We start from the raw sequence: 19,992 nt of genomic DNA on the forward strand, positions 1-19,992 counted from the left end.
ATACCTTTGCACCAAATATCTAATTTTATTCGCCATGAGAAAAAACATGTTACTTTTGGCGGCGATCTGTTCCTGCTATAATCTGTTTGCCGAAGAGGTGATTGTGAAACAGTTCAGATATGCCGGCCCTTATGAAGTTAAAAAGCCGTTCCTGCAAGACAGCCTCGACGTAAACAGCAAGAAATTCACAGAAAAAGAATTATTGAAAACAGCCATTCCGTTCAGTAATGTCCGCCAAAGCGCACAATTCCTGGAGACAGATACCAACGGGGAAAGTATGTTGCCGGGTACTAGTCAGGCTTGCCATATCGGACTGGCTTCTTTCTATCTGAACAGCGACCGATATGTAAAAGGGTCTTTGCAGATAAAAGGACCGGAAACCTACGAAGTCTATATAAATAATGAAAAGCAGACTCCCGCAGATGGAAAGATTGCACTGACTCTGGAACCTCACCGCTATGAAGTCGTGATCAAATACCTGTCGGAAAAAGATAAAACAGATTCTCTGAAAGTCACTTTCGAAACGGAAGCAGAAGCGGTTGTTACGGCTACGACTGATCCGGAAAAAAGATATACCATCAGCGATGTGTTCGACGGGACACGCATGCGTTCCGTCAGCCTCTCTCCGGACGGGAAATATCTGCTGACAGCTTACCAGACCACTTTTCCCGGAGGTAAAACCGAATCATTCCAGCAGGTTACCGACCGGGCCAGCGGACAGGTCCTGATCGAAAGCAGTTCCAACGATTACAGCTGGATGCCGCAAAGCAACCTCCTCTACTATACACGTAACGGCTTGCAGGGCAAAGAACTGGTAAGTATCGATCCTGTAACCAAAACAGAAAATGTACTTTCCTCCAACTTGCCTGACGGATGGTTCATATTCTCCCCGACCGAAGAGTATCTGCTGTTTACCGTATCTGAGGAAGGTCCTAAAAAAGATAAGGATATGGAAGAGATACTGGTCCCCGACGACCGTCAACCGGGATGGCGCAACCGTTCCTTCCTCCACAAATACGATCTGGCGACAGGAGTTTTCGAACGCCTGACTTACGGGCATAACTCCACTTCGCTCAATGATATTTCACAGGATGGCCGTTACCTGCTATTCACAAGCCAGGAGCGCACACTGACCAAACGCCCGTTCAGCATCACCACCCTTTATCGCATGGACCTGCAAACGATGGAAACGGAAGCGTTGCTAAAAGATCCGTTTATCGGCCGCGCCACTTTCTCTCCGGACGGAAAGCTACTGGCTATCGAAGGTTCAGGGGAAGCCTTTGACGGCATCGGGCTGAATATCGCACCGGGACAAACATCCAACACTGCCGACGGTCAACTGTTCATTTATGATTTAGGCAGTAAACAGGTATCTCCCGTCAGCAAGGACTTTAACCCATCCATTCAGTATTTTACCTGGAACAGACATGACAAGCAAATCTATCTGCAGGGAGAAGACAAAGATTGCGTTCGCCTGTATGTCCTCAATCCGTCCACCGGCAAGATCAAGCCGATCCCGCTAAAAGAAGATATACTCTCTGATTTCACACTAGCCGAATCAGCTCCCGAGCTGGTCTATTACGGAGAAAGTGCTTCCAATTCGCAACGTCTTTACTCAGTAAACCTGAAAAAGAACACGACTGTCTGCCTGAAAGACCTTTCCAAAGACATACTCAAAGATATCACGCTGGGAGAAGTTCGTGACTGGAATTTTAAAGCTGCTGCCGGTGATACGATTTACGGACGTTACTACCTGCCTCCTCATTTCGATCCGAACAAAAAATATCCGCTGATCGTCAACTATTACGGTGGAACAAGCCCGACAGAACGTTCGCTGGAAAACCGTTATCCGTCACATGCATATGCTGCATTGGGCTATATCGTTTATATTATCCAGCCCAGCGGAGCAACCGGTTTCGGACAGGAGTTCTCAGCACGCCACGTCAACGCCTGGGGGAAACGTACCGGTGATGAGATTATCGAAGGGACAAAGAAGTTCTGTGCAGAACATAATTTCGTCGATGCCAAGAAGATCGGTTGTATCGGTGCTTCTTACGGAGGTTTCATGACACAGTACCTGCAAACAAAAACAGATATCTTCGCCGCAGCTATCTCACATGCCGGTATCAGCGACATTACAAGTTATTGGGGAGAAGGTTACTGGGGCTATTCATACAGTTCGCTGGCAACGGCAAACAGTTACCCCTGGAATGCCCGCGATATATATGTAGAACAAAGTCCGTTGTTCCATGCAGATAAGATCAATACTCCGCTCCTGTTCCTGCATGGCTCCGTCGATACGAATGTGCCTGTCGGAGAAAGTATCCAGATGTTTACCGCCCTGAAACTACTGGGTAAGGAAACCGCCTTTATACAAGTGACAGGACAAAATCATCAGATTTTCGACTATAAGAAACGTGCCGAGTGGAACAATACAATCTACGCCTGGTTCGCCAAATGGCTGAAAGAACAACCGGAATGGTGGGAAGCCTTATATCCTGCCAAGTCCTTATAAAAAAAAGAGACCCTCAGTCCATAGCTTGAGGGTCTCTTTTTATAATATATACCGTTACGTTACAACATGCCGCGCATCCGGTCTTCGAAAGCAGTCAGTGCCGCTTTCGCCCCTTCGCCCATCGAAATGATAATCTGTTTGTAAGGCACAGTTGAAACATCGCCTGCCGCATAGATACCCGGCACACTGGTACGGCAATGGTTATCGATCACGATCTCACCCGGACGGTTCGTATCCACTACCTCACGGAAAGCACCGCTATTAGCAGCCAAACCTATCTGAACGAATATACCATCCAACTCAATCGTACGTACTTCATCCGTCTGACGGTCCTTGACACGGATACCGGTTACCTTCTCACCGTTCCCCAATACTTCCATAGTTTGTGAATTCATGAATATCTCCACATTGGGCAGGCTTCTAAGTTTATCCTGCAATACCTGGTCGGCTTTCAGCGTATCGGCAAATTCCAACACTGTTACCTTCGAGCAGATACCAGCCAGGTCGATAGCCGCCTCGATACCGGAATTACCGCCACCCACTACAGCGACATGCTTCCCTTTATAGAACGGTCCGTCACAATGCGGACAAAAAGCGACACCACGTCCGATATATTCCGCTTCACCAGGGATATTCAGACGACGCCAGCTCGCTCCGGTTGCCACAATCACGGCAGGAGCAATCAATTTCTCGCCGGTAGAAGTCGTTAATATCTTATCACGGCCCTCTATTGTCACATTCTCCACACGGCGATGTTCGAGGATGTCGATCGGATAATCTTTCATATGCGACATCAGGTCGAGCGCCAGTTGCTGACCAGTGGTCTGAGGAACAGATATCATATTCTCAATACCCACCGTTTCCTTCACCTGACCACCGATACGATCTGCAACAACGGCTACTTTCAAGCCTTTACGCACCGTATAGATGGCAGCCGCACTACCAGCCGGACCACCGCCCACAATGATCACATCGTAGTTCTTTTCAACAACAGGCAAGTCTGTTTCCTTCACGCCGTACTGAGCTTCCAGCTTACCGAGCAGTTCACCGAAATCACCCCGTCCCACATGGATCAGTTTGCCGTCGGCAAAAACAGAAGGGACACCCTGCACTTTCATGGCTTCCACTTCTTCCTGGTTGATCGCCCCGTCTACCATCTCATGCGTGATCTCCGGATTCAGTGTAGCCATTGCGTTCAAAGCCTGCACAACGTCCGGACAATTGGTACAGGTCAGAGAGACATAGGTAGTCAGTTTGACCGGACCGTTCAGAGCTTTCACACGGTTGCAGATACTTTCGTCGGGGATATTTTTACCTTTGCCGTCGCTATTCAGAAGTGCCAGCAGGAGAGACGTAAATTCGTGTCCGTTAGGAACACCGCGGAACTTTATCCCGGTTTTCTCACCGTTCTTCAACAAGGAAAATTCCAAACCGTCGCCATCGGCTACCTGTACAGAGATTTTATCGGAACAATCTGCTACATCGTTCAGCAGTTCCAACAGTTCCTTGCGGCTTTCGTGTTCAGGAAAAACCCGCACGTCAAAAATATATTCGTTCGTTAATCCGCCGAAAATGCCGGATAACTGATTTTTCATTGATGCATCTAACATATTAATTGAAAATTGAAAGTTGAAAATTGAAAATTGAAAATTAATCCCTGAAAAAAGAATTGAGAACTGAGAATTGAAAACCTTGTACCAAAGACTCATTTTCAATTTTCAATTCTCAATTTTCAATTAAGAAAAGCTTTCGCTTTTCTTAGATCTTACCGACCAGATCGATGCTCGGTTTCAATGTTTCGCCGCCTTTTTTCCATTTGGCAGGACAAACTTCACTCGGGTGTTCAGCGATGAACTGAGCTGCTTCTACTTTACGAAGCAGTTCGTCTGCATTACGACCGATACCGTTATCGTTGATTTCAGCCAGTTTGATCTTTCCTTCCGGATTAACCAGGAATGTACCGCGGTAAGCCATACCGTCTTCTTCGATCATGACACCGAATGCACGGCTCAATACGCCTGTCGGGTCAGCCAACATCGGATATTTGATCTTACGGATCGTTTCAGAAGCATCGTGCCATGCTTTGTGTACGAAGTGTGAATCTGTACTTACAGAGTAAACCTCTACGCCCATAGCCTGGAACTGGTCATATTTGTCAGCCATATCTACCAACTCAGTCGGACAAACGAAAGTAAAGTCAGCCGGGTAGAAAAAGAAAATTGCCCATTTGCCTTTGATATCGTCGCTGCTTACAGTTTCGAACTTACCATTGTGGTATGCCTGTACTTTGAACTCGGGTGCTTGTGAATTGATAATAGGTTCCATAGAATTTTTATTTTAATCGTTATTACTATTTTGTTTTGTTTCTGATGCAAAGATAAGTTGCCGATTCGAGGTAAGAACAAAAAATCCAATCGAAAGGTTTTATGCACTCATAGACAAAATCTTTGAGTATCAGCATTTCAGAGTTATTAACAAGAAGAGTCAATCTGGCCAGCAGAGGTTTTCACCCTTGATTTCCGAGGTCTCGAACTCCAGGGTGGCATGATGTATGCCGACATGCTGCAACTCATGTTTTAGTTCCTGTTTGATACGTTCCATTTCTGAAAGATCGTCGATCGAAACATGGGCGGTCAAGGCTGTTTCAGTCGTACTGATCGCCCAAATATGCAGGTGATGGACCCCTCTCACACCTTCCACGGCGTGCATGGCTTTTTCGACCTTTTCGATATCCGTTCCGGAAGGAACACCGTCCAGCGAAAGACGCAGGCTGTCGCGCAGCAATCCCCAGGTAGAATAGATAATGACCAAAGCGATGACCAGCCCGATCACCGGGTCGATGATGTACCAGCCGGTATGTGCAATGACAATCCCGGAAATAACGACACCGACAGACACCAGCGCATCCGCTGCCATATGCAGATAAGCCCCTTTCACATTCAGGTCCTTATCCTTATCTTTCATAAAAAGCCACGCCGTAACCGCATTGATAACGACACCGATCCCGGCAACCCAGGCGATAGCATCTCCTTCCACCGGACGGGGATGAAGCAGCTTCGTTATACTCTCAGCTATAATGATACCGACAGCGACCAACAGAATGACCGCATTCAGTAGGGAGACCAGTACCGTACTTTTTTTATATCCATAAGTATAACTGGCGGTCGGATGTACCTTTGCCAGCCGGAAAGCCAGCATAGCCAGTACGAGGCTGGCAACATCGCCCAGGTTATGTCCGGCATCAGACAGCAACCCCAGCGAATTATACCAGAAACCCGCTGCAAACTCGGCTACAACAAACGCCAGGTTCAAGGTAATACCGATGATAAAGGCTTTATTCAAAGAGGTTATTTCATGATGATGATGGTCGTGATGATGTTGTTCCATATTCGTTCTTACTTTTATTTGAGTAACAATATGGGACAAAACTATGTTCTTCCTATCGGCAAAAATTCACAGGGAACGGATTGAATAGGGTTACACGGTTATACCCTGTTTCTTAAATATCTCTTTTGCATTTGCCAGACGTTCGGCAGACAGAGGTTCTACGTCTTTTAATTTGTACTCCATCCCTTGTGCTTCGTATTTGTAAGCACCCATTGTATGGTAAGGTAACAGTTCGGCTTTCCGTACCACTTTATAACGGCTGATATATTCCGCCAGTTTACCCAAGGCTTCGTCATTATCCGTCCATCCGGGAACGATGACGTGACGGATCCATACAGGAACATCCCGTTTCTCCAGTTCATCCAGAAAGCGTAATGTATTATCCAGTTTTACAGCCGTCAACCGAGGATGTAATTCGGGATCGATCGTTTTTATATCCAACAGGACAAGGTCTGTATATTCCAAAACCTCCAATGCTTTCGGTATACAGACATAACCGGAGGTATCCAGTGCCGTATGGATGCCGGCTTCCCGGCAAAGACGGAAAAAAGCAGTAAGGAACTCTGCCTGCAACAAAGGTTCTCCCCCTGTGACAGTCACCCCTCCTTTAGCTATAAAATTCTTGTAACGTAAGACTTCGGCAAGTAGTTCTTCCGGTGTCAACAGGTATTTAGCTTCTCCCCTGCTATCCCAGGTATCCGGGTTATGGCAATAGAGGCAACGAAGCGGACACCCTTGCATAAAAACAACAAAACGAATACCGGGGCCATCGACTGTCCCGAAACTTTCTAAAGAATGAATTTTCCCCTTCATAACTATCTAATTGACAATGGACAATGGACAATGGACAATTAAAGGATACGTAAAACCCTTTTTAATTGTCAATTGTCAACTGTCAATTGTTAATTGCTAAAGTGAGTGATTGATTGTTCTTGAAATTACGTCTAACTGCTGTTCGCGTGTCAGCTTCACGAAGTTTACGGCATAACCGGAAACACGGATGGTCAGCTGCGGATACTTTTCAGGATGATCCATTGCGTCGAGCAGCAATTCCTTGTCGAATACGTTTACGTTCAGATGTTGTCCGCCGTCCGGAGTAAAGTAACCGTCCAGCAAACCAACCATATTGGCGATCTGGGTATCACGTTCTTTACCTAAAGTAGCAGGAGAAACGGCAAACGTATAAGAGATGCCGTCATGTGCATGCTGGAACGGCAACTTGGCAACAGAAGCCAGCGCTGCGATCGCCCCCTTGGTATCGCGTCCGTTCATCGGGTTGGCACCCGGAGCAAACGGCGTACCGCCTTCACGCCCGTCAGGAGTAGCCCCTGTCTTCTTACCATAGACCACATTGGAAGTAATGGTCAGGATAGACTGTGTCGGAGTAGCATTACGGTATGTCTGGTGCTGGCGCAGATATTCCATGAACATTTCAGTAATATCTACGGCAATACTGTCCGTACGGTCATCGTTATTTCCGAAAGGAACATAATCGCCTTCACGTTCAAAGCCGACAGCCAGTCCGCGTTCATCACGGATCACCTTCACTTTCGTATCGCGGATAGCCGCCAACGAGTCTGCAACGATAGAAAGACCGGCAATACCTGTCGCGCGGATACGTTCCACATGACCGTCGTGCAAGCCCATCTCGAATGCTTCGTAAGCATACTTATCGTGCATATAATGAATGATCTTCAGAGCATTGACATATACTTTCGCCAGCCAGCGCATCATCTGTTCGTATTTCTCCATTACTTCGTTGTAATCGAGGTATTCGCTGGTGATCGGCTCGAATCTCGGAGCCACCTGTACGCCCGAACGTTCGTCACGTCCTCCATTGATCGCGTACAGCAAACATTTAGCCAGGTTGGCACGTGCACCGAAATACTGCATCTGTTTACCGATCTTCATCGGAGATACACAGCAGGCAATACCATAATCATCGCCATAATCCGGACGCATCAGATCGTCGTTCTCATACTGGATAGCAGAAGTATCGATAGAAACCTTTGCACAGAAACGTTTCCAGTTTTCGGGAGCATTGTTAAACCACAGCACTGTCAGGTTGGGTTCCGGAGCCGGACCGAGGTTGTATAATGTATGCAGGTAACGGTAAGATGTCTTTGTTACCAAAGAACGGCCGTCGACACCCTGCCCGCCTAAAGATTCAGTCACCCAAACCGGATCACCGGAGAACAGATCGTTATATTCCGGGGTACGCAGGAAGCGGACAATACGCAGTTTGATAATGAACTGGTCGATCAACTCCTGTGCTTCTTCTTCCGTCAGTTTACCTTCACGGAGATCTTTGTCAATATAAATATCGAGGAAAGTAGAAGTACGTCCCAACGACATAGCCGCACCATCCTGGTCTTTTACAGCAGCCAGGTAAGCCAGATAGACAAACTGAACGGCTTCGCGTGCATCCTTTGCTGGTTTAGTCACATCGAAACCATAGCCGGCACACATCTTTTCGAAGGCTTTCAGAGCCTTGATCTGTTCGGATATCTCCTCACGGCTCTGGATAATCTCTTCCGTCAGTTCCTGAATATCGAGTCTTTTCAGATAGTTCTTTTTCTCTTCAATCAGGATGGCAGTACCATACAATGCTACGCGGCGGTAGTCACCGATGATACGTCCGCGTCCGTAAGCATCCGGCAGTCCGGTGATGATAGCGGAGCGACGTGCTGCAATCATTTCATCCGTATAAGCAGAGAAAACGCCTTCGTTGTGCGTCTTTCTATATTTTGTGAAGATTTCTTTTGTCATCGGATCCAGCTTGTAGCCGTAAGCTTCCAGGCTGTTTTCCACCATGCGAATACCACCTTTCGGGAAAATACCGCGTTTCAGAGGGGCATCGGTTTGCAGGCCGACAATTACTTCGTTTTCTTTGTCAATATAACCTGGTCCGTAAGTATCTATGCCTTGAGGATATTTTGTTTCAGCGTCGTAAACACCCTTCTCCCTTTCTACCTTAAACATTTCGGTCAGTTTATCCCAAACTTTCTTCGTCTTATCCGAGGAGCCCTTCAGGAAAGAATCATCCCCTTCATAAGGTTTATAATTGTTCTGGATAAAATCCCTTACATTAATCTCTCTTTTCCAAATTTCGCCTTTGAACTGCGCCCAGTTCTCGTTTTCAAACTTCATACCTATCTTTGTTTACTTCGGTTTTAATTTCGATGCAAAGGTACTGCTTTTATAGGTGACTAAAAACTATTGTACAACCTGGATGTCTCCCAAACAGCCAAAATCACTACAAATAGTTACTAAAAAGGCCCTATAACTAGGGTGTATCGCTTGTTTTAGGTATCACTGGGCATGGTATGATAAATAATACAAAAAAAGATGAATATGAATCTTTAAGATCACAAATTGTGACCTTAAAAAATTAATGAGAGCCTTTGTTGTTATCCGCCAGCTGATCGCTAACCCTATCTTGTTTTGTCCGTTTTTGTTCTCCCTTACGCAAACTTCATTATCAATACCGGATCAATATTTAATCTCTCATACAAACGTTTTGCCATTCGCATAGAAATAGGACGTTTCCCTGTCATTATCTGGCTAAAAGTAGATTCTTTTACATCTAAGTAAGCAGCTGCCTGGCGTTGTTTTAAAGAACGCTTCTTCAACTCTTTTTCTATTGATACAATAAGAGGTGACTTGAATTTTAAACATAACTACCATTCTGTAATTGTTACCTTTTATATTAAACACATATCTACCTTCTCCTACATAGTCAGCGGAAGGGAAGTCTTGCTTCAATTCTGCATGGTTACTCCAAATGTTATTTTCATCAATCACCTTCCTACGTTGTATTCTCATTTCATTTACTCTTTACCACAAAACTACGAAAAATGTAGCTTCAAAACGATGTAATGACTGTGTTAGCAATTGTCAGACCAAGTACATTCGTGATTACTACATTCTTGCCTTCAGTACCCTTAACAATTACGGCACCGTCATTAGCGATTATGCTGATCGAAGATGTCGTGATATCTTCGTTTGCTGTCGGATGACTGATTGTTCGAATAAGAAATAAAAAAGGAACCGTCCTTCACAGGAAAGCTCCTTTTTTATGTCGGAAACAACCAATAAAAACATTCCGACATAACGTTTAATCATCTTATATGCTTACATAATTAGCAAAAAGGTTTTGATATAGCGATTATACTAATAGTGTTACTTTCTTTTTACATTGCAAAGATAGGGCAGCCCGCAAAAGTGCACAATACCTATTACTGAGTAAAAAAAGAGGTGCCGGCTACCTATTCTGTGTTATATTAAAGAATATCCAGATTCTCGCCGGCAACATATACCACAGACTTGCCTGAGCCACGCCGGCGAAGCACTCCCCGGCTAATGAAATCATTCAGCTCATTCATAGCGCCGTAAGAAGTCAGTTGGCTCAGCTGAATATATTCCTTTCGGGTGATACAGATATTTATTTTGAGAAAAGACACCAGCTTTTCCTTTCTTTCTTCCACAGTAGAGGTGATTTTCTTCTTCTTTCGCGAAAGGGAATGCACACGTTCCAGCTTCATCTCACTGCTGATCTTTTTGCGAAACTCGCTGCTGAGCCTTAGATGTACGTTTTGGAAGGTGACTGATTCCGCCCTGATTTTTTCTTCCTCGTCATCCGTTTCCTGCAGACACTTCAGCGAAGTACTAAAAAAGCCAAGCTCGCCCACTTCCACGATGTTGCCCTCAGCAAGCAGATAACGTAAGTCGTCAACAATGGCATCAAGTGCTCCGGTCAACACATTTTTCGGCAAATGTTCATAGGCAGCCACATGTCTAATAAACTCTTCACGCGTATACGTTTTTTTAGGATAAATGCGGGCATGCAGTGATTTCTTGTCCTCCTTCCCTTTAGGTGAAGGCGTTTCATACAGATCATATTGTGCGCTCATAGATTATATGGTATTATTTTAAAGTAACAAATTCTTTTCTCACTAAAAACTAATCGTTCGATAGCCGTTCTCTACTCGTTCAACGGCTGTCATCTATTCGTTCGATATTAGTCGAATGAATAAAGAACGGCTATCGAACGATTAGTTTTTAGAAAACAAAGATATAAAGAATAAGAAAAGAATGGGTATCTGTTGTAAATAAAAAAAGAGCCATTCTTCACAGAATGACTCATCTTTTATATGAAAGGAATAACCAATAAAAAATCCCTTTCATTTGGGTATTTACCTTATAAATAATAGGTGTACATAAAAATCAACAATTTCGGTTTCGGTCAGGACGATTATACTAATAGTAAAACTTAATTGATGATGCAAAGGTAAAGTCATATAAAAGTACCTGCAATACCTATATATATGTAAAACTTACTCATCTCTAACCATTAATAGGGATTTTACAGCATTTTTCCAGTAAAACACCACACAATACCCACAAATAGGTAGCATCGGGTAATTAATACCTACTATACGCGATTGCGCATACTTTTTAACCGCCCTAATTTTGCCAAAAATTTCAAAAGGCAATGAGAAAATTAACAAATTTGTTGGCTATCACTCTACTTGGATCCTGTGCAACAGCCTTTGCACAGAGCAACGAAGAGTCAACAGCGGCAGATGAATCGGCAAAGATTTATGCCAGCGGTTATGATAAATTTAGATTTGGCGGTTATGGTGAAATCCTAGCGAATTTTATGGATTATGGTATCAACCGCTTTTACGGAGGGAATAATGGAAATGCAAAAACAAACAGAAACTCAATCTCTATCCCTCGTTTCGTTGTAGCTTTCGACTATAAATTTAATCCTAAATGGATATTAGGGGCAGAAATTGAATTCGAAGCGGGTGGTACAGGTACTGCTTATGAACTTGAAAATACAGAAAACGGAGAATATGAAACTGAAGTCGAAAAAGGTGGCGAAGTGGCACTGGAACAGTTTCATATCACACGGTTAATCCACCCCGCATTCAATGTCCGGGTGGGACATATTATCGTTCCGGTCGGTTTAACGAACGCGCATCATGAACCTATCAACTTCTTCGGTACATCCCGCCCTGAAGGAGAAGCAACGCTTATCCCCTCCACATGGCATGAAAACGGTATCGAAGTGTTCGGTACATTCGGTAGGGATTATACTCGCTTCAGTTATGAAGCGTTGGTTGTTGCCGGATTAAATGCCTGCGGATTCTCGCGCGACGAATGGGTTGCAGGAGGCAAACAAGGTATTTTCGAAACAGACAACTTTACTTCTCCTGCTTACGTAGGTCGTTTAAATTACGAAGGCGTTCCCGGATTAAGAGTCGGAGCCTCATTCTATTATTGTAACAACGTAGGTGCAAACTCTGATAAACCGCACACATTTGTCAGTATAGGAAAAAGTCCGCTACGCATTTACACGGCAGACCTTCAGTACAAAAACAAGTATGTAACAGCCCGGGGAAATCTGATTTACGGAAGCTTAAGCAATGCCGAAGCTCTTTCCGGCAAAATAGGTACACAAAGTAATACATCTCCTTACAGCCGTCTTACCCCGGTTGCTAAAAATGCAGTCAGCTATGCCGGCGAAGTCGGCGTTAACCTTCGCTCTATCTTCAAAGAGAATAAGAAAGTCCCGGTAATTTATCCGTTTGCGCGTTACGAATATTACAATCCGCAAGAGAAGGGCGAAGGTAAACAGACCATGGACCTTCGTGATAAAGTAAGTATGTGGACTGCCGGAGTTAACTGGTATGCACTCCCCAACCTGGTTGTTAAAGCTGATTATACAACACGCAAAATCGGCGGAGGAAAATACAACAGCGAAAACGAGTTCAGTTTAGCAGTTGCTTATGTAGGCTGGTTCATCAACAAATAAAGAATGAAATAATATAAATCTATTTTAATAACAGAAGAAAATGAAAAAGAAGTTTTTATCATTTGCTGCATTTATGTTAAGTATAGCCCTGACATTCAGTGCTTGCTCAAACGATGACGACGATCCTCAAACGGAAACACCGACAGATCTTGACTACTCTGCTGAAAATGCGGAGGCATGGGGTAATTACATGTATAACGTTGCCAGCTTGCTTAAAAATGATGCTGCCAATTTATATAAATATTGGAATGAAGACTACAAAGGGGCTGGTCCTTATGCAGAAGCATTCAAGAAACATAATATCGGAGGCGAGACAAGCATCAAAACGGCATTGAACGGTATCGAACAGATTTTCGACAAATGCGCCGAAATCGCCAACGAAGTAGGTAGTGCAAAGATTGGTGACCCTCTTGACAAATATAATTCAGGAGATAAAGAAGGTGCACTTTATGCCGTAGAATCATGGTATAGCTGGCATTCACGCGACGACTATACCAATAACATCTGGTCAATCCGTAACTCTTATTACGGAACGGTTTCTGCCAACGATGCAAACGACCAAAATGATATTCAGACAAGCTCTATTTATAAATTGGTTGAGGCAATGGATGCCGATATGAACAAGAAGTTGAATGACGCCATCCATGCGACAGCCGAAGCTATCCAGAATATCCCGCAGCCTTTCCGCAACAACATCAACAGTGATGAAGCATTAGCCGCTCAGGAAGCTTGTCTTTCATTGGAAAATATTCTGAAAGAAGTAAAAGCTGCCGTACGTGCTGCCTATGAAAATACACCGAACGACAGCAAGCTGGAAGCAATCCTGGTTCAATACACAGACTACGTAGTGTTGCCGACCTACAAATCGTTGATGGAAAAGAATGCAGCCTTGTTCGAAGCTGTTAAACAGTTCAAGAATAGTCCGAGCAATAGCAATTTCGATGCAGCCAGCGAAGCATGGCTTGTTGCTCGCGAACCATGGGAAAAGAGCGAAGGCTTCCTGTTCGGTCCGGTTGACACAGAGGGTCTTGATCCTAACATGGATAGCTGGCCTTTAGACCAGAATATGATTGTTAGTATCCTGGAATCAGGTAACTTCGACAAAATGGAATGGGATGAAGACGACGACAGTGCTTCGGTAGAAGCTGCACAGAATGTACGTGGTTATCACACCTTGGAATACCTATTGTTTAAAGACGGAAAACCGCGTAAAGTAAACAACTAAAAAAATAACCAGGTGAATCTTTTTCACTATTACTATAATGCCTTGAAGTAGCCCGGTTATGCGACCTGGCTACTCCAAGGCTTTGGAACGTTTGACAATGGATTTCAAACGAATAAGATCTGATCAAAAATAAAGAAAAATCAATATGAAATTTCGACATCTGTTTTTTCCTCTGTTGTTCCTAGCTCCACTCTGTTCCTGCGAAAAAGAAGGGATAGATATGGATGATGTAGAAGTTCCTAATAATTATGCGCTCTCAGCCGGAACTTCGACTATCTTCCTCAATTCATCCGTAGCATACGACACAGAAGCAGACTGGGTATCAGGTAAATATTCGACCCGGTTTAATAATGGAGATAGATTGTATGACGACGTACGCACGAGTAGTAACGGCACAGGTGGTGGCCTCGGCCCGGTGTATGCGGGTTATTCCTGTGGAAGCTGCCATCGTAATGCCGGACGAACCAAGCCGACATTATGGAGCGAAGGAGGCTCCGGAAGCTACGGATTTTCTTCCATGCTGGTTTATATCGCCAAAAGAAACGGGGCACAATTCAAAAACTACGGCCGTGTATTGCACGACCAGGCCATATATGGCGTAAAGCCGGAAGGTAAACTTTCCGTTGAATATACATACGAAACGTTCTCGTTTCCTGATGGCGAAACATACGAGTTATGTAAACCTGAATATTCGATTTCAGAATGGTATGCCGACAGTATCGCTCCAAAGGATCTGTTCTGTACCGTACGTATTCCTTTACGCCATGTCGGCATGGGGCAGATGATGGCACTCGATCCGACAGAGATCGAAGCACTTGCTGCAAAAAGTAATTATCCTGAATATGGAATCAGCGGCCGTTGCAACTATATTTCCGAACGAGGCGTCATGCGTCTGGGCCTGTCCGGCAATAAGGCACAGCACGCAGACTTGACCATCGAACTCGGTTTTTCCAGCGATATGGGTGTAACAAACAGTCGTTATCCGGAAGAGATCTGCGAAGGACAGATACAAATGGATCAGGGAAGCATGATGGGCCTTTCGTATGATCAACTGGATGTCTCGACAGAAGAGATGGAAAATGTGGACCTTTATCTGCATGCCCTGGGTGTTCCGGCCCGAAGAAACGTCAATGATCCGCAGGTAATCAAAGGAGAACAAAAATTCTACGAAGCCAAATGTCACCTATGCCACGTAACAACGCTGCACACCAAGACACGCGGTGCCGCCTTATTGAATGGGACACAATTACCCTGGCTGGGAGGACAAACCATCCATCCGTATTCCGACTTTCTATTGCATGACATGGGATCTGAGATTATGGGAGTTGGACTGAACGACAACTATGTCAGCGGCCTGGCACGCGGCAATGAATGGCGTACCACTCCTTTATGGGGAATCGGCCTTCAAGAAACAGTCAACGGACATACTTACTATCTCCATGACGGACGTGCCCGCAACCTGGTTGAAGCCATCATGTGGCACGGAGGTGAAGGAGAGGCATCCAAGAATTTATTCAAGAAAATGAGTAAAGAAGACCGTGATGCGTTAATCACATTTATCAATTCATTATAATAGCAAGACAACAAAGATGAAACAACTAATAACTACAATCATTACATTACTGTTCTTACCATTAACAGTACTGGCCCAGCACGAAGAAGATACGGAAAACGGGGTGGTATCTTTGTCCGGCAAAGAAGGTTTCACTATCGGTACTAAAAAAGGCGATTTCGTTTTTAAGCCTTATATGCTCGTTCAAACCAGTGCAAATATCAATTATTACGATGATGAAGGTTTGGATCCTGCTTATAATCAAGACAACATTGCAAATTCCGGTTTTTCCATCCCATACGCCATTCTCGGTTTTACAGGAAAAGCGTTCAATATGGTTACATTCAACCTGTCTATCAATGCAGCCGCAAGCGGAGGTGGTATTCTGCAACAGGCTTGGTTTGACGTAAAACTCAAAGAAAGCTTTGCCATACGCGTGGGTAAGTTCAAAACACCGTTCGCGCATGCTTATCTGACAACATTAGGAGAGACACTGATGCCTACTCTTCCTGTTTCACTGACAGCACCTGTCATTCTGCCCTATTCACTGAATGCCGTAACTCCCAACATCGGCACAGGTTTTGACCTGGGTGTAGAAGTCCACGGATTAATCAAAGAAAAATTCGGCTATGAAGTAGGTATATTTAATGGTACAGGCAGCTCCGTAAACGTGGCTTCAAAAACATTCAGCGATGATTGGCATATCCCTTCTTTATTATATGCCGGACGTATTACTTACATGCCAAAAGGTGTTATGCCGTCTAATCAAGGAAACCCCAATCGTCTGAAAGAAGATAAAATATTATTCGGCCTATCAACATCTTTAAATGTAGAAAGCGAAAATGAAAGTACAAACGATTACCGTGCCGGTGCAGAATTTGCCATGTTGAAAAACCGTCTTTATCTGGGAGCGGAGCTCTATTATATGAACGTTGGTTTCACCAAACGACAGAAAATAGATGAAAGTTATAACTATCTGGGCGGATATGTACAAGGCGGTTATTTTTTAACCAATCGCCTGCAAGCGACGGCCCGCTACGATTTCTTTAACCGCAACGGAGTTGACACAAACGGTTTCCTGAATATGCCCGCAGTCGGATTCAACTATTTCTTTACTGGATGTAATCTGAAATTACAGGCAATGTATCAGTTCATCGGACGTACGGGACATGACACACAGCTTGATCGTGATAACGATGATCTAGGGTTAGCTATGCATTCAGGAACAGTTTTGCTTCAATATACATTCTAATTGTCACACCATGAATAGAAAGTTTTTTTCATTCATAATCAATGCGCTACTATTCTCTTGTCTTTTCGCTTCCTGCGATGACGGCAAAATTTACGACGAGGGCAGACACGTAGAGATAGAGGGAGGCATAGCCAGGGTTACAGCTATTATCCTGGGCGTTCAAACCTGGCCCAGCGATTATACGATTGTTGTCGCCGGATTTAAAAAGGATGATGAATATGCTGCGGTCGCCAAAACAGTGAAAACCGCAGACGATGGTTCGATGGACCTTATTTTAAAAGGCATTTCAAACGAAGTCAACCAGATAGAAGTTTGTGTTATCAATAAACTGAGAAAGCGTATTGTCAGTTTCTATCAAACGGATTTTACGGATTCATCCGATACGCTAAAGCTGGATATAGGTACGGTCAATGCGAGTTTATTCAATGGCATACAAAAAAGCATTTTTGATGCTAGCTGTACCGGCTGTCATGGGGCCGGGGCCAGTGCTGCAGATGGTCTATATCTGACTGAAGGAAAAAGTTACAGTGCTTTGGTCAATATAAAAGCGAACTCTTCGAATGAAGGGAAAATGCTTGTAAAGCCAGGCGATGCAGATAACAGCTTCATCATGGATGTACTGACAGAAGGGGCGAGCAACCATTATCATAATGATTTGTTATCCGGTTCACCCGAAAAGATTTCTCTTTTGAAGAGTTGGATCGAAAGGGGAGCCCAAGAATAAATTTATAATTATGGCATTCAAAACAAAAACATACGAACAAGATTTTATACACGCTCAAATTTGTTCTTTTGAAGGCAAGGGAGGGGTAACGGAATATCATATACTATTTTCCGTTACCACCCCTTCATTGCCGTTTACAGAACAGCTGGATAAATTACAAAAAGCATACGAAACAGTAACAAAAGAAGAAGCCGGTAAAGCCGTTGCTATATTCCGCCGGTATTTCCTGAGTGATGCGGCGAATCAGACGGAACGGTTGATGGAACGGGAATGCGAAAACCCGTTTTGTGCATTATCGATTGTGCAACAAGCTCCGCTAAACGGTACTAAAATAGCACTATGGGCTTATATGCAAACCGATATGACTACAGAAACCTACAATTCCGGTATGTTCGAAGCATCTCATAATAAGTATCGCCACCTCTGGACCGGCGGTGCACACAATAAGGCGGCTACCTCTGAATACCAGACCCGCCTGTTATTGAACGATTATGTGTTGCAACTGACCGAACAGCATTGTACGCTGGCTGCCGACTGCATCCGTACCTGGTTCTTCGTACAGAATGTAGATGTAAACTATGCAGGTGTCGTAAAAGCCCGCAAGGAAGTTTTCATCACCCAGAACCTGACGGAGAAAACACATTATATAACCAGTACCGGGATAGAAGGCCGTCACGCCGACCCGGAAGTGCTGGTGCAGATGGATGCCTATACAGTAGACGGCCTGCAACCGGAACAGATACAATTCCTCTATGCCCCTACCCATTTAAATCCGACCTATGAATATGGCGTCACTTTTGAACGGGGCACAGCCGTTTCGTACGGCGACAGGAAACAGATATTCCTGTCGGGAACAGCCAGTATCGACAACCGGGGAGAGATCGTTCACCCCGGAGATATATTGAAACAGACCGAACGGATGATGGAAAACATCAACGTCCTGTTGCAGGAGGCCGGAGCTTCCGTAGCCGATATCATGCAGGCTATCGTCTATCTCCGCGACCCGGCAGATTACGAGGAAGTAAACCGTTATATCCGCACCCATCACCCGGATATGCCGCACCTGATCGTACTGGCACCGGTATGTCGTCCGGGATGGCTGATCGAGACGGAATGTATTGCCGTTATTCCGGCAGACCTTCCGCAATACCCCTGTTTATAAATAAAACACCATAAATACAACAACATGTATAAACAAGGAAAATACAAAGAGACAGATAAAATGAGCGACTTGATTTGCGAGAACTATCCCATGGTTCTCGTAATGAGCCGCTTCGGTATCGACCTGGGATTCGGGGAGAAAAACATCGGGGATGTATGCCGGCAGAACGAGGTGGATTGCTGCACGTTCCTTACCGTTGTCAATTTTCTCTCGGAAGAGATTTCAGGCACGATCAACGAGATCAACAACTGCCTTTCTCTCGGGTCGCTGATCACCTATCTGCATAATGCGCACGATTATTTCCTGAACTTCCGGCTGCCTCATATCCGCCGCAAACTGACGGAAGCAATTACCGGCTGCCCGGGTGACATCGCTTTCGCTATCACCAAATTCTTCGACGATTATGTTTACGAGGTCCATAAACACATGTCGTACGAAGAAAAGATCGTCTTCCCTTACGTCCGCAACCTGTTGGAAGGGATGAAAGATACCAAATACAATATCAGTATCTTCCGCAAACGGCACGACCAGATAGAGATGAAGATCGTGGAGCTCAAAAATATCCTGCTCAAATACTATCCCGGACCCGACAATTACCTGCTGAACAGTGTCCTGTTCGACATCTTTGCCACCGAACAAGATCTGGCCTCTCATAACCGGGTAGAAGATTACCTCTTCGTTCCCGCTGTACTAGCCATTGAAAAAACAATCAAATGACCGTTGCTTTATGAGCACTAACTTTAAAATAGCTGTTGCAGAACCTTCCTCCATTATCCGTTGCGGATTGATTACCATCCTGAAACGGTTGCCCGGGTTGCATATCCAGCTGACGGAAATAGCTACGGCTGAATGCCTGGTGGAAAGCCTCCGCATGCACCGGCCGGAAGTACTGATCATCAACCCTTCACTTCCCGGCTATTTCGGGATACAGCATCTGAAAGAAGAGTGCGGTTGCACCGAAATGAAATGCCTGGCTATCGCCTGCATGGCGACCGATCAAGCCATGCTCCGCCCGTATGACGACCTGATCAATATTTATGACAGTCCCGACGAACTGAAACATAAGCTGGAGCGGCTGAATGCGGAAGAAGCATCTACTGAGCCGCAAGAAGAGGAGGAAGAACAGCAGACACTCAGTTCGAGGGAAAAAGAGATCGTTGTCTGTGTTGTCAAAGGTATGACGAACCGGGAAATCGCCGACCGTTTATATCTATCCACCCACACCGTGATCACGCACCGGCGGAATATCGCCCGGAAACTGCAGGTCCACAGTGCCAGCGGTCTGACTGTATATGCCATTGTGAACAAACTGGTCGAACTGAATGAAATAAAAAAAGCATGACAAATCAGTT

The 19,992-nt window shown here is 44.8% G+C and carries 17 protein-coding genes and 1 pseudogene; 9 read left to right on the forward strand and 9 right to left on the reverse strand.

The annotated features are described in order from the left end of the window. The first annotated feature begins 34 nt into the window (after positions 1-34). On the forward strand, positions 35-2,515 hold the full coding sequence (locus tag P3L47_RS02510; RefSeq protein ID WP_277782568.1) for a S9 family peptidase: 2,481 nt from the start codon (positions 35-37) through the stop codon (positions 2,513-2,515). 59 nt (positions 2,516-2,574) lie between these two features. Here P3L47_RS02510 and ahpF read toward each other — a convergent pair whose 3' ends face one another. The 9 genes and pseudogenes from ahpF to P3L47_RS02550 form a co-directional block, all read right to left on the reverse strand. Then, on the reverse strand, positions 2,575-4,125 hold the full coding sequence (gene ahpF / locus P3L47_RS02515) for an alkyl hydroperoxide reductase subunit F (RefSeq protein WP_277782569.1): 1,551 nt from the start codon (positions 4,123-4,125) through the stop codon (positions 2,575-2,577). A 148-nt stretch (positions 4,126-4,273) separates the two neighbouring features. Further along, a complete protein-coding gene (gene ahpC / locus P3L47_RS02520; protein WP_122355897.1) occupies positions 4,274-4,840 on the reverse strand; it encodes an alkyl hydroperoxide reductase subunit C in 567 nt (188 codons plus the stop codon). Positions 4,841-4,999: 159 nt separating this feature from the next. Further along, positions 5,000-5,902 carry a cation diffusion facilitator family transporter gene (locus tag P3L47_RS02525; protein WP_277782570.1) on the reverse strand — a complete coding sequence of 301 codons (903 nt, stop codon included), beginning with the start codon at positions 5,900-5,902 and terminating at the stop codon, positions 5,000-5,002. A gap of 90 nt (positions 5,903-5,992) precedes the next feature. Next, a complete protein-coding gene (gene pflA, locus P3L47_RS02530; protein ID WP_277782571.1) occupies positions 5,993-6,715 on the reverse strand; it encodes a pyruvate formate-lyase-activating protein in 723 nt (240 codons plus the stop codon). A gap of 96 nt (positions 6,716-6,811) precedes the next feature. Then, positions 6,812-9,052 (reverse strand): formate C-acetyltransferase, encoded by a 2,241-nt coding sequence (gene pflB / locus P3L47_RS02535; RefSeq protein ID WP_277782572.1) that lies wholly within the window; start codon positions 9,050-9,052, stop codon positions 6,812-6,814. Between the two features lie 314 nt (positions 9,053-9,366). Further along, positions 9,367-9,534: a helix-turn-helix domain-containing protein gene (locus tag P3L47_RS02540; protein ID WP_277782573.1), complete on the reverse strand. Its 168-nt coding sequence runs from the start codon at positions 9,532-9,534 to the stop codon at positions 9,367-9,369. 28 nt (positions 9,535-9,562) lie between these two features. After that, positions 9,563-9,664, reverse strand: a pseudogene (locus tag P3L47_RS23740) (type II toxin-antitoxin system HigB family toxin); the annotation flags it as partial. A 103-nt stretch (positions 9,665-9,767) separates the two neighbouring features. Continuing rightward, positions 9,768-9,935, reverse strand: coding sequence for a DUF6383 domain-containing protein (locus tag P3L47_RS23745; protein ID WP_427910564.1), 168 nt, complete (start codon positions 9,933-9,935; stop codon positions 9,768-9,770). A 250-nt stretch (positions 9,936-10,185) separates the two neighbouring features. Continuing rightward, positions 10,186-10,815: an HU family DNA-binding protein gene (locus P3L47_RS02550; protein ID WP_122363762.1), complete on the reverse strand. Its 630-nt coding sequence runs from the start codon at positions 10,813-10,815 to the stop codon at positions 10,186-10,188. 581 nt (positions 10,816-11,396) lie between these two features. Here P3L47_RS02550 and P3L47_RS02555 point away from each other — a divergent pair. The 8 genes from P3L47_RS02555 (at position 11,397) to P3L47_RS02590 (ending at position 19,982) form a co-directional block, all read left to right on the forward strand. Further along, positions 11,397-12,725, forward strand: a complete 1,329-nt coding sequence (locus tag P3L47_RS02555; protein WP_277782574.1) for a porin — start codon at positions 11,397-11,399, stop codon at positions 12,723-12,725. Between the two features lie 40 nt (positions 12,726-12,765). Then, positions 12,766-13,950: an imelysin family protein gene (locus P3L47_RS02560; protein ID WP_122363760.1), complete on the forward strand. Its 1,185-nt coding sequence runs from the start codon at positions 12,766-12,768 to the stop codon at positions 13,948-13,950. Between the two features lie 145 nt (positions 13,951-14,095). Beyond that, positions 14,096-15,523: a di-heme oxidoredictase family protein gene (locus P3L47_RS02565; RefSeq protein ID WP_165359828.1), complete on the forward strand. Its 1,428-nt coding sequence runs from the start codon at positions 14,096-14,098 to the stop codon at positions 15,521-15,523. Positions 15,524-15,539: 16 nt separating this feature from the next. After that, entirely contained in the window at positions 15,540-16,754 is a 1,215-nt protein-coding gene (locus P3L47_RS02570) for a porin (RefSeq protein WP_277782575.1), read from the forward strand. A 10-nt stretch (positions 16,755-16,764) separates the two neighbouring features. Continuing rightward, positions 16,765-17,478: a hypothetical protein gene (locus P3L47_RS02575; protein ID WP_277782576.1), complete on the forward strand. Its 714-nt coding sequence runs from the start codon at positions 16,765-16,767 to the stop codon at positions 17,476-17,478. A 10-nt stretch (positions 17,479-17,488) separates the two neighbouring features. Continuing rightward, positions 17,489-18,640: a Rid family hydrolase gene (locus tag P3L47_RS02580; protein ID WP_277782577.1), complete on the forward strand. Its 1,152-nt coding sequence runs from the start codon at positions 17,489-17,491 to the stop codon at positions 18,638-18,640. 24 nt (positions 18,641-18,664) lie between these two features. Further along, positions 18,665-19,357, forward strand: coding sequence for a hemerythrin domain-containing protein (locus P3L47_RS02585; RefSeq protein WP_277782578.1), 693 nt, complete (start codon positions 18,665-18,667; stop codon positions 19,355-19,357). A 10-nt stretch (positions 19,358-19,367) separates the two neighbouring features. Continuing rightward, positions 19,368-19,982 carry a response regulator transcription factor gene (locus P3L47_RS02590; protein ID WP_277782579.1) on the forward strand — a complete coding sequence of 205 codons (615 nt, stop codon included), beginning with the start codon at positions 19,368-19,370 and terminating at the stop codon, positions 19,980-19,982. Positions 19,983-19,992: the final 10 nt, after the last annotated feature.

The organism is Parabacteroides chongii, from assembly GCF_029581355.1.
In the GTDB taxonomy this organism is placed as follows: domain Bacteria; phylum Bacteroidota; class Bacteroidia; order Bacteroidales; family Tannerellaceae; genus Parabacteroides; species Parabacteroides chongii.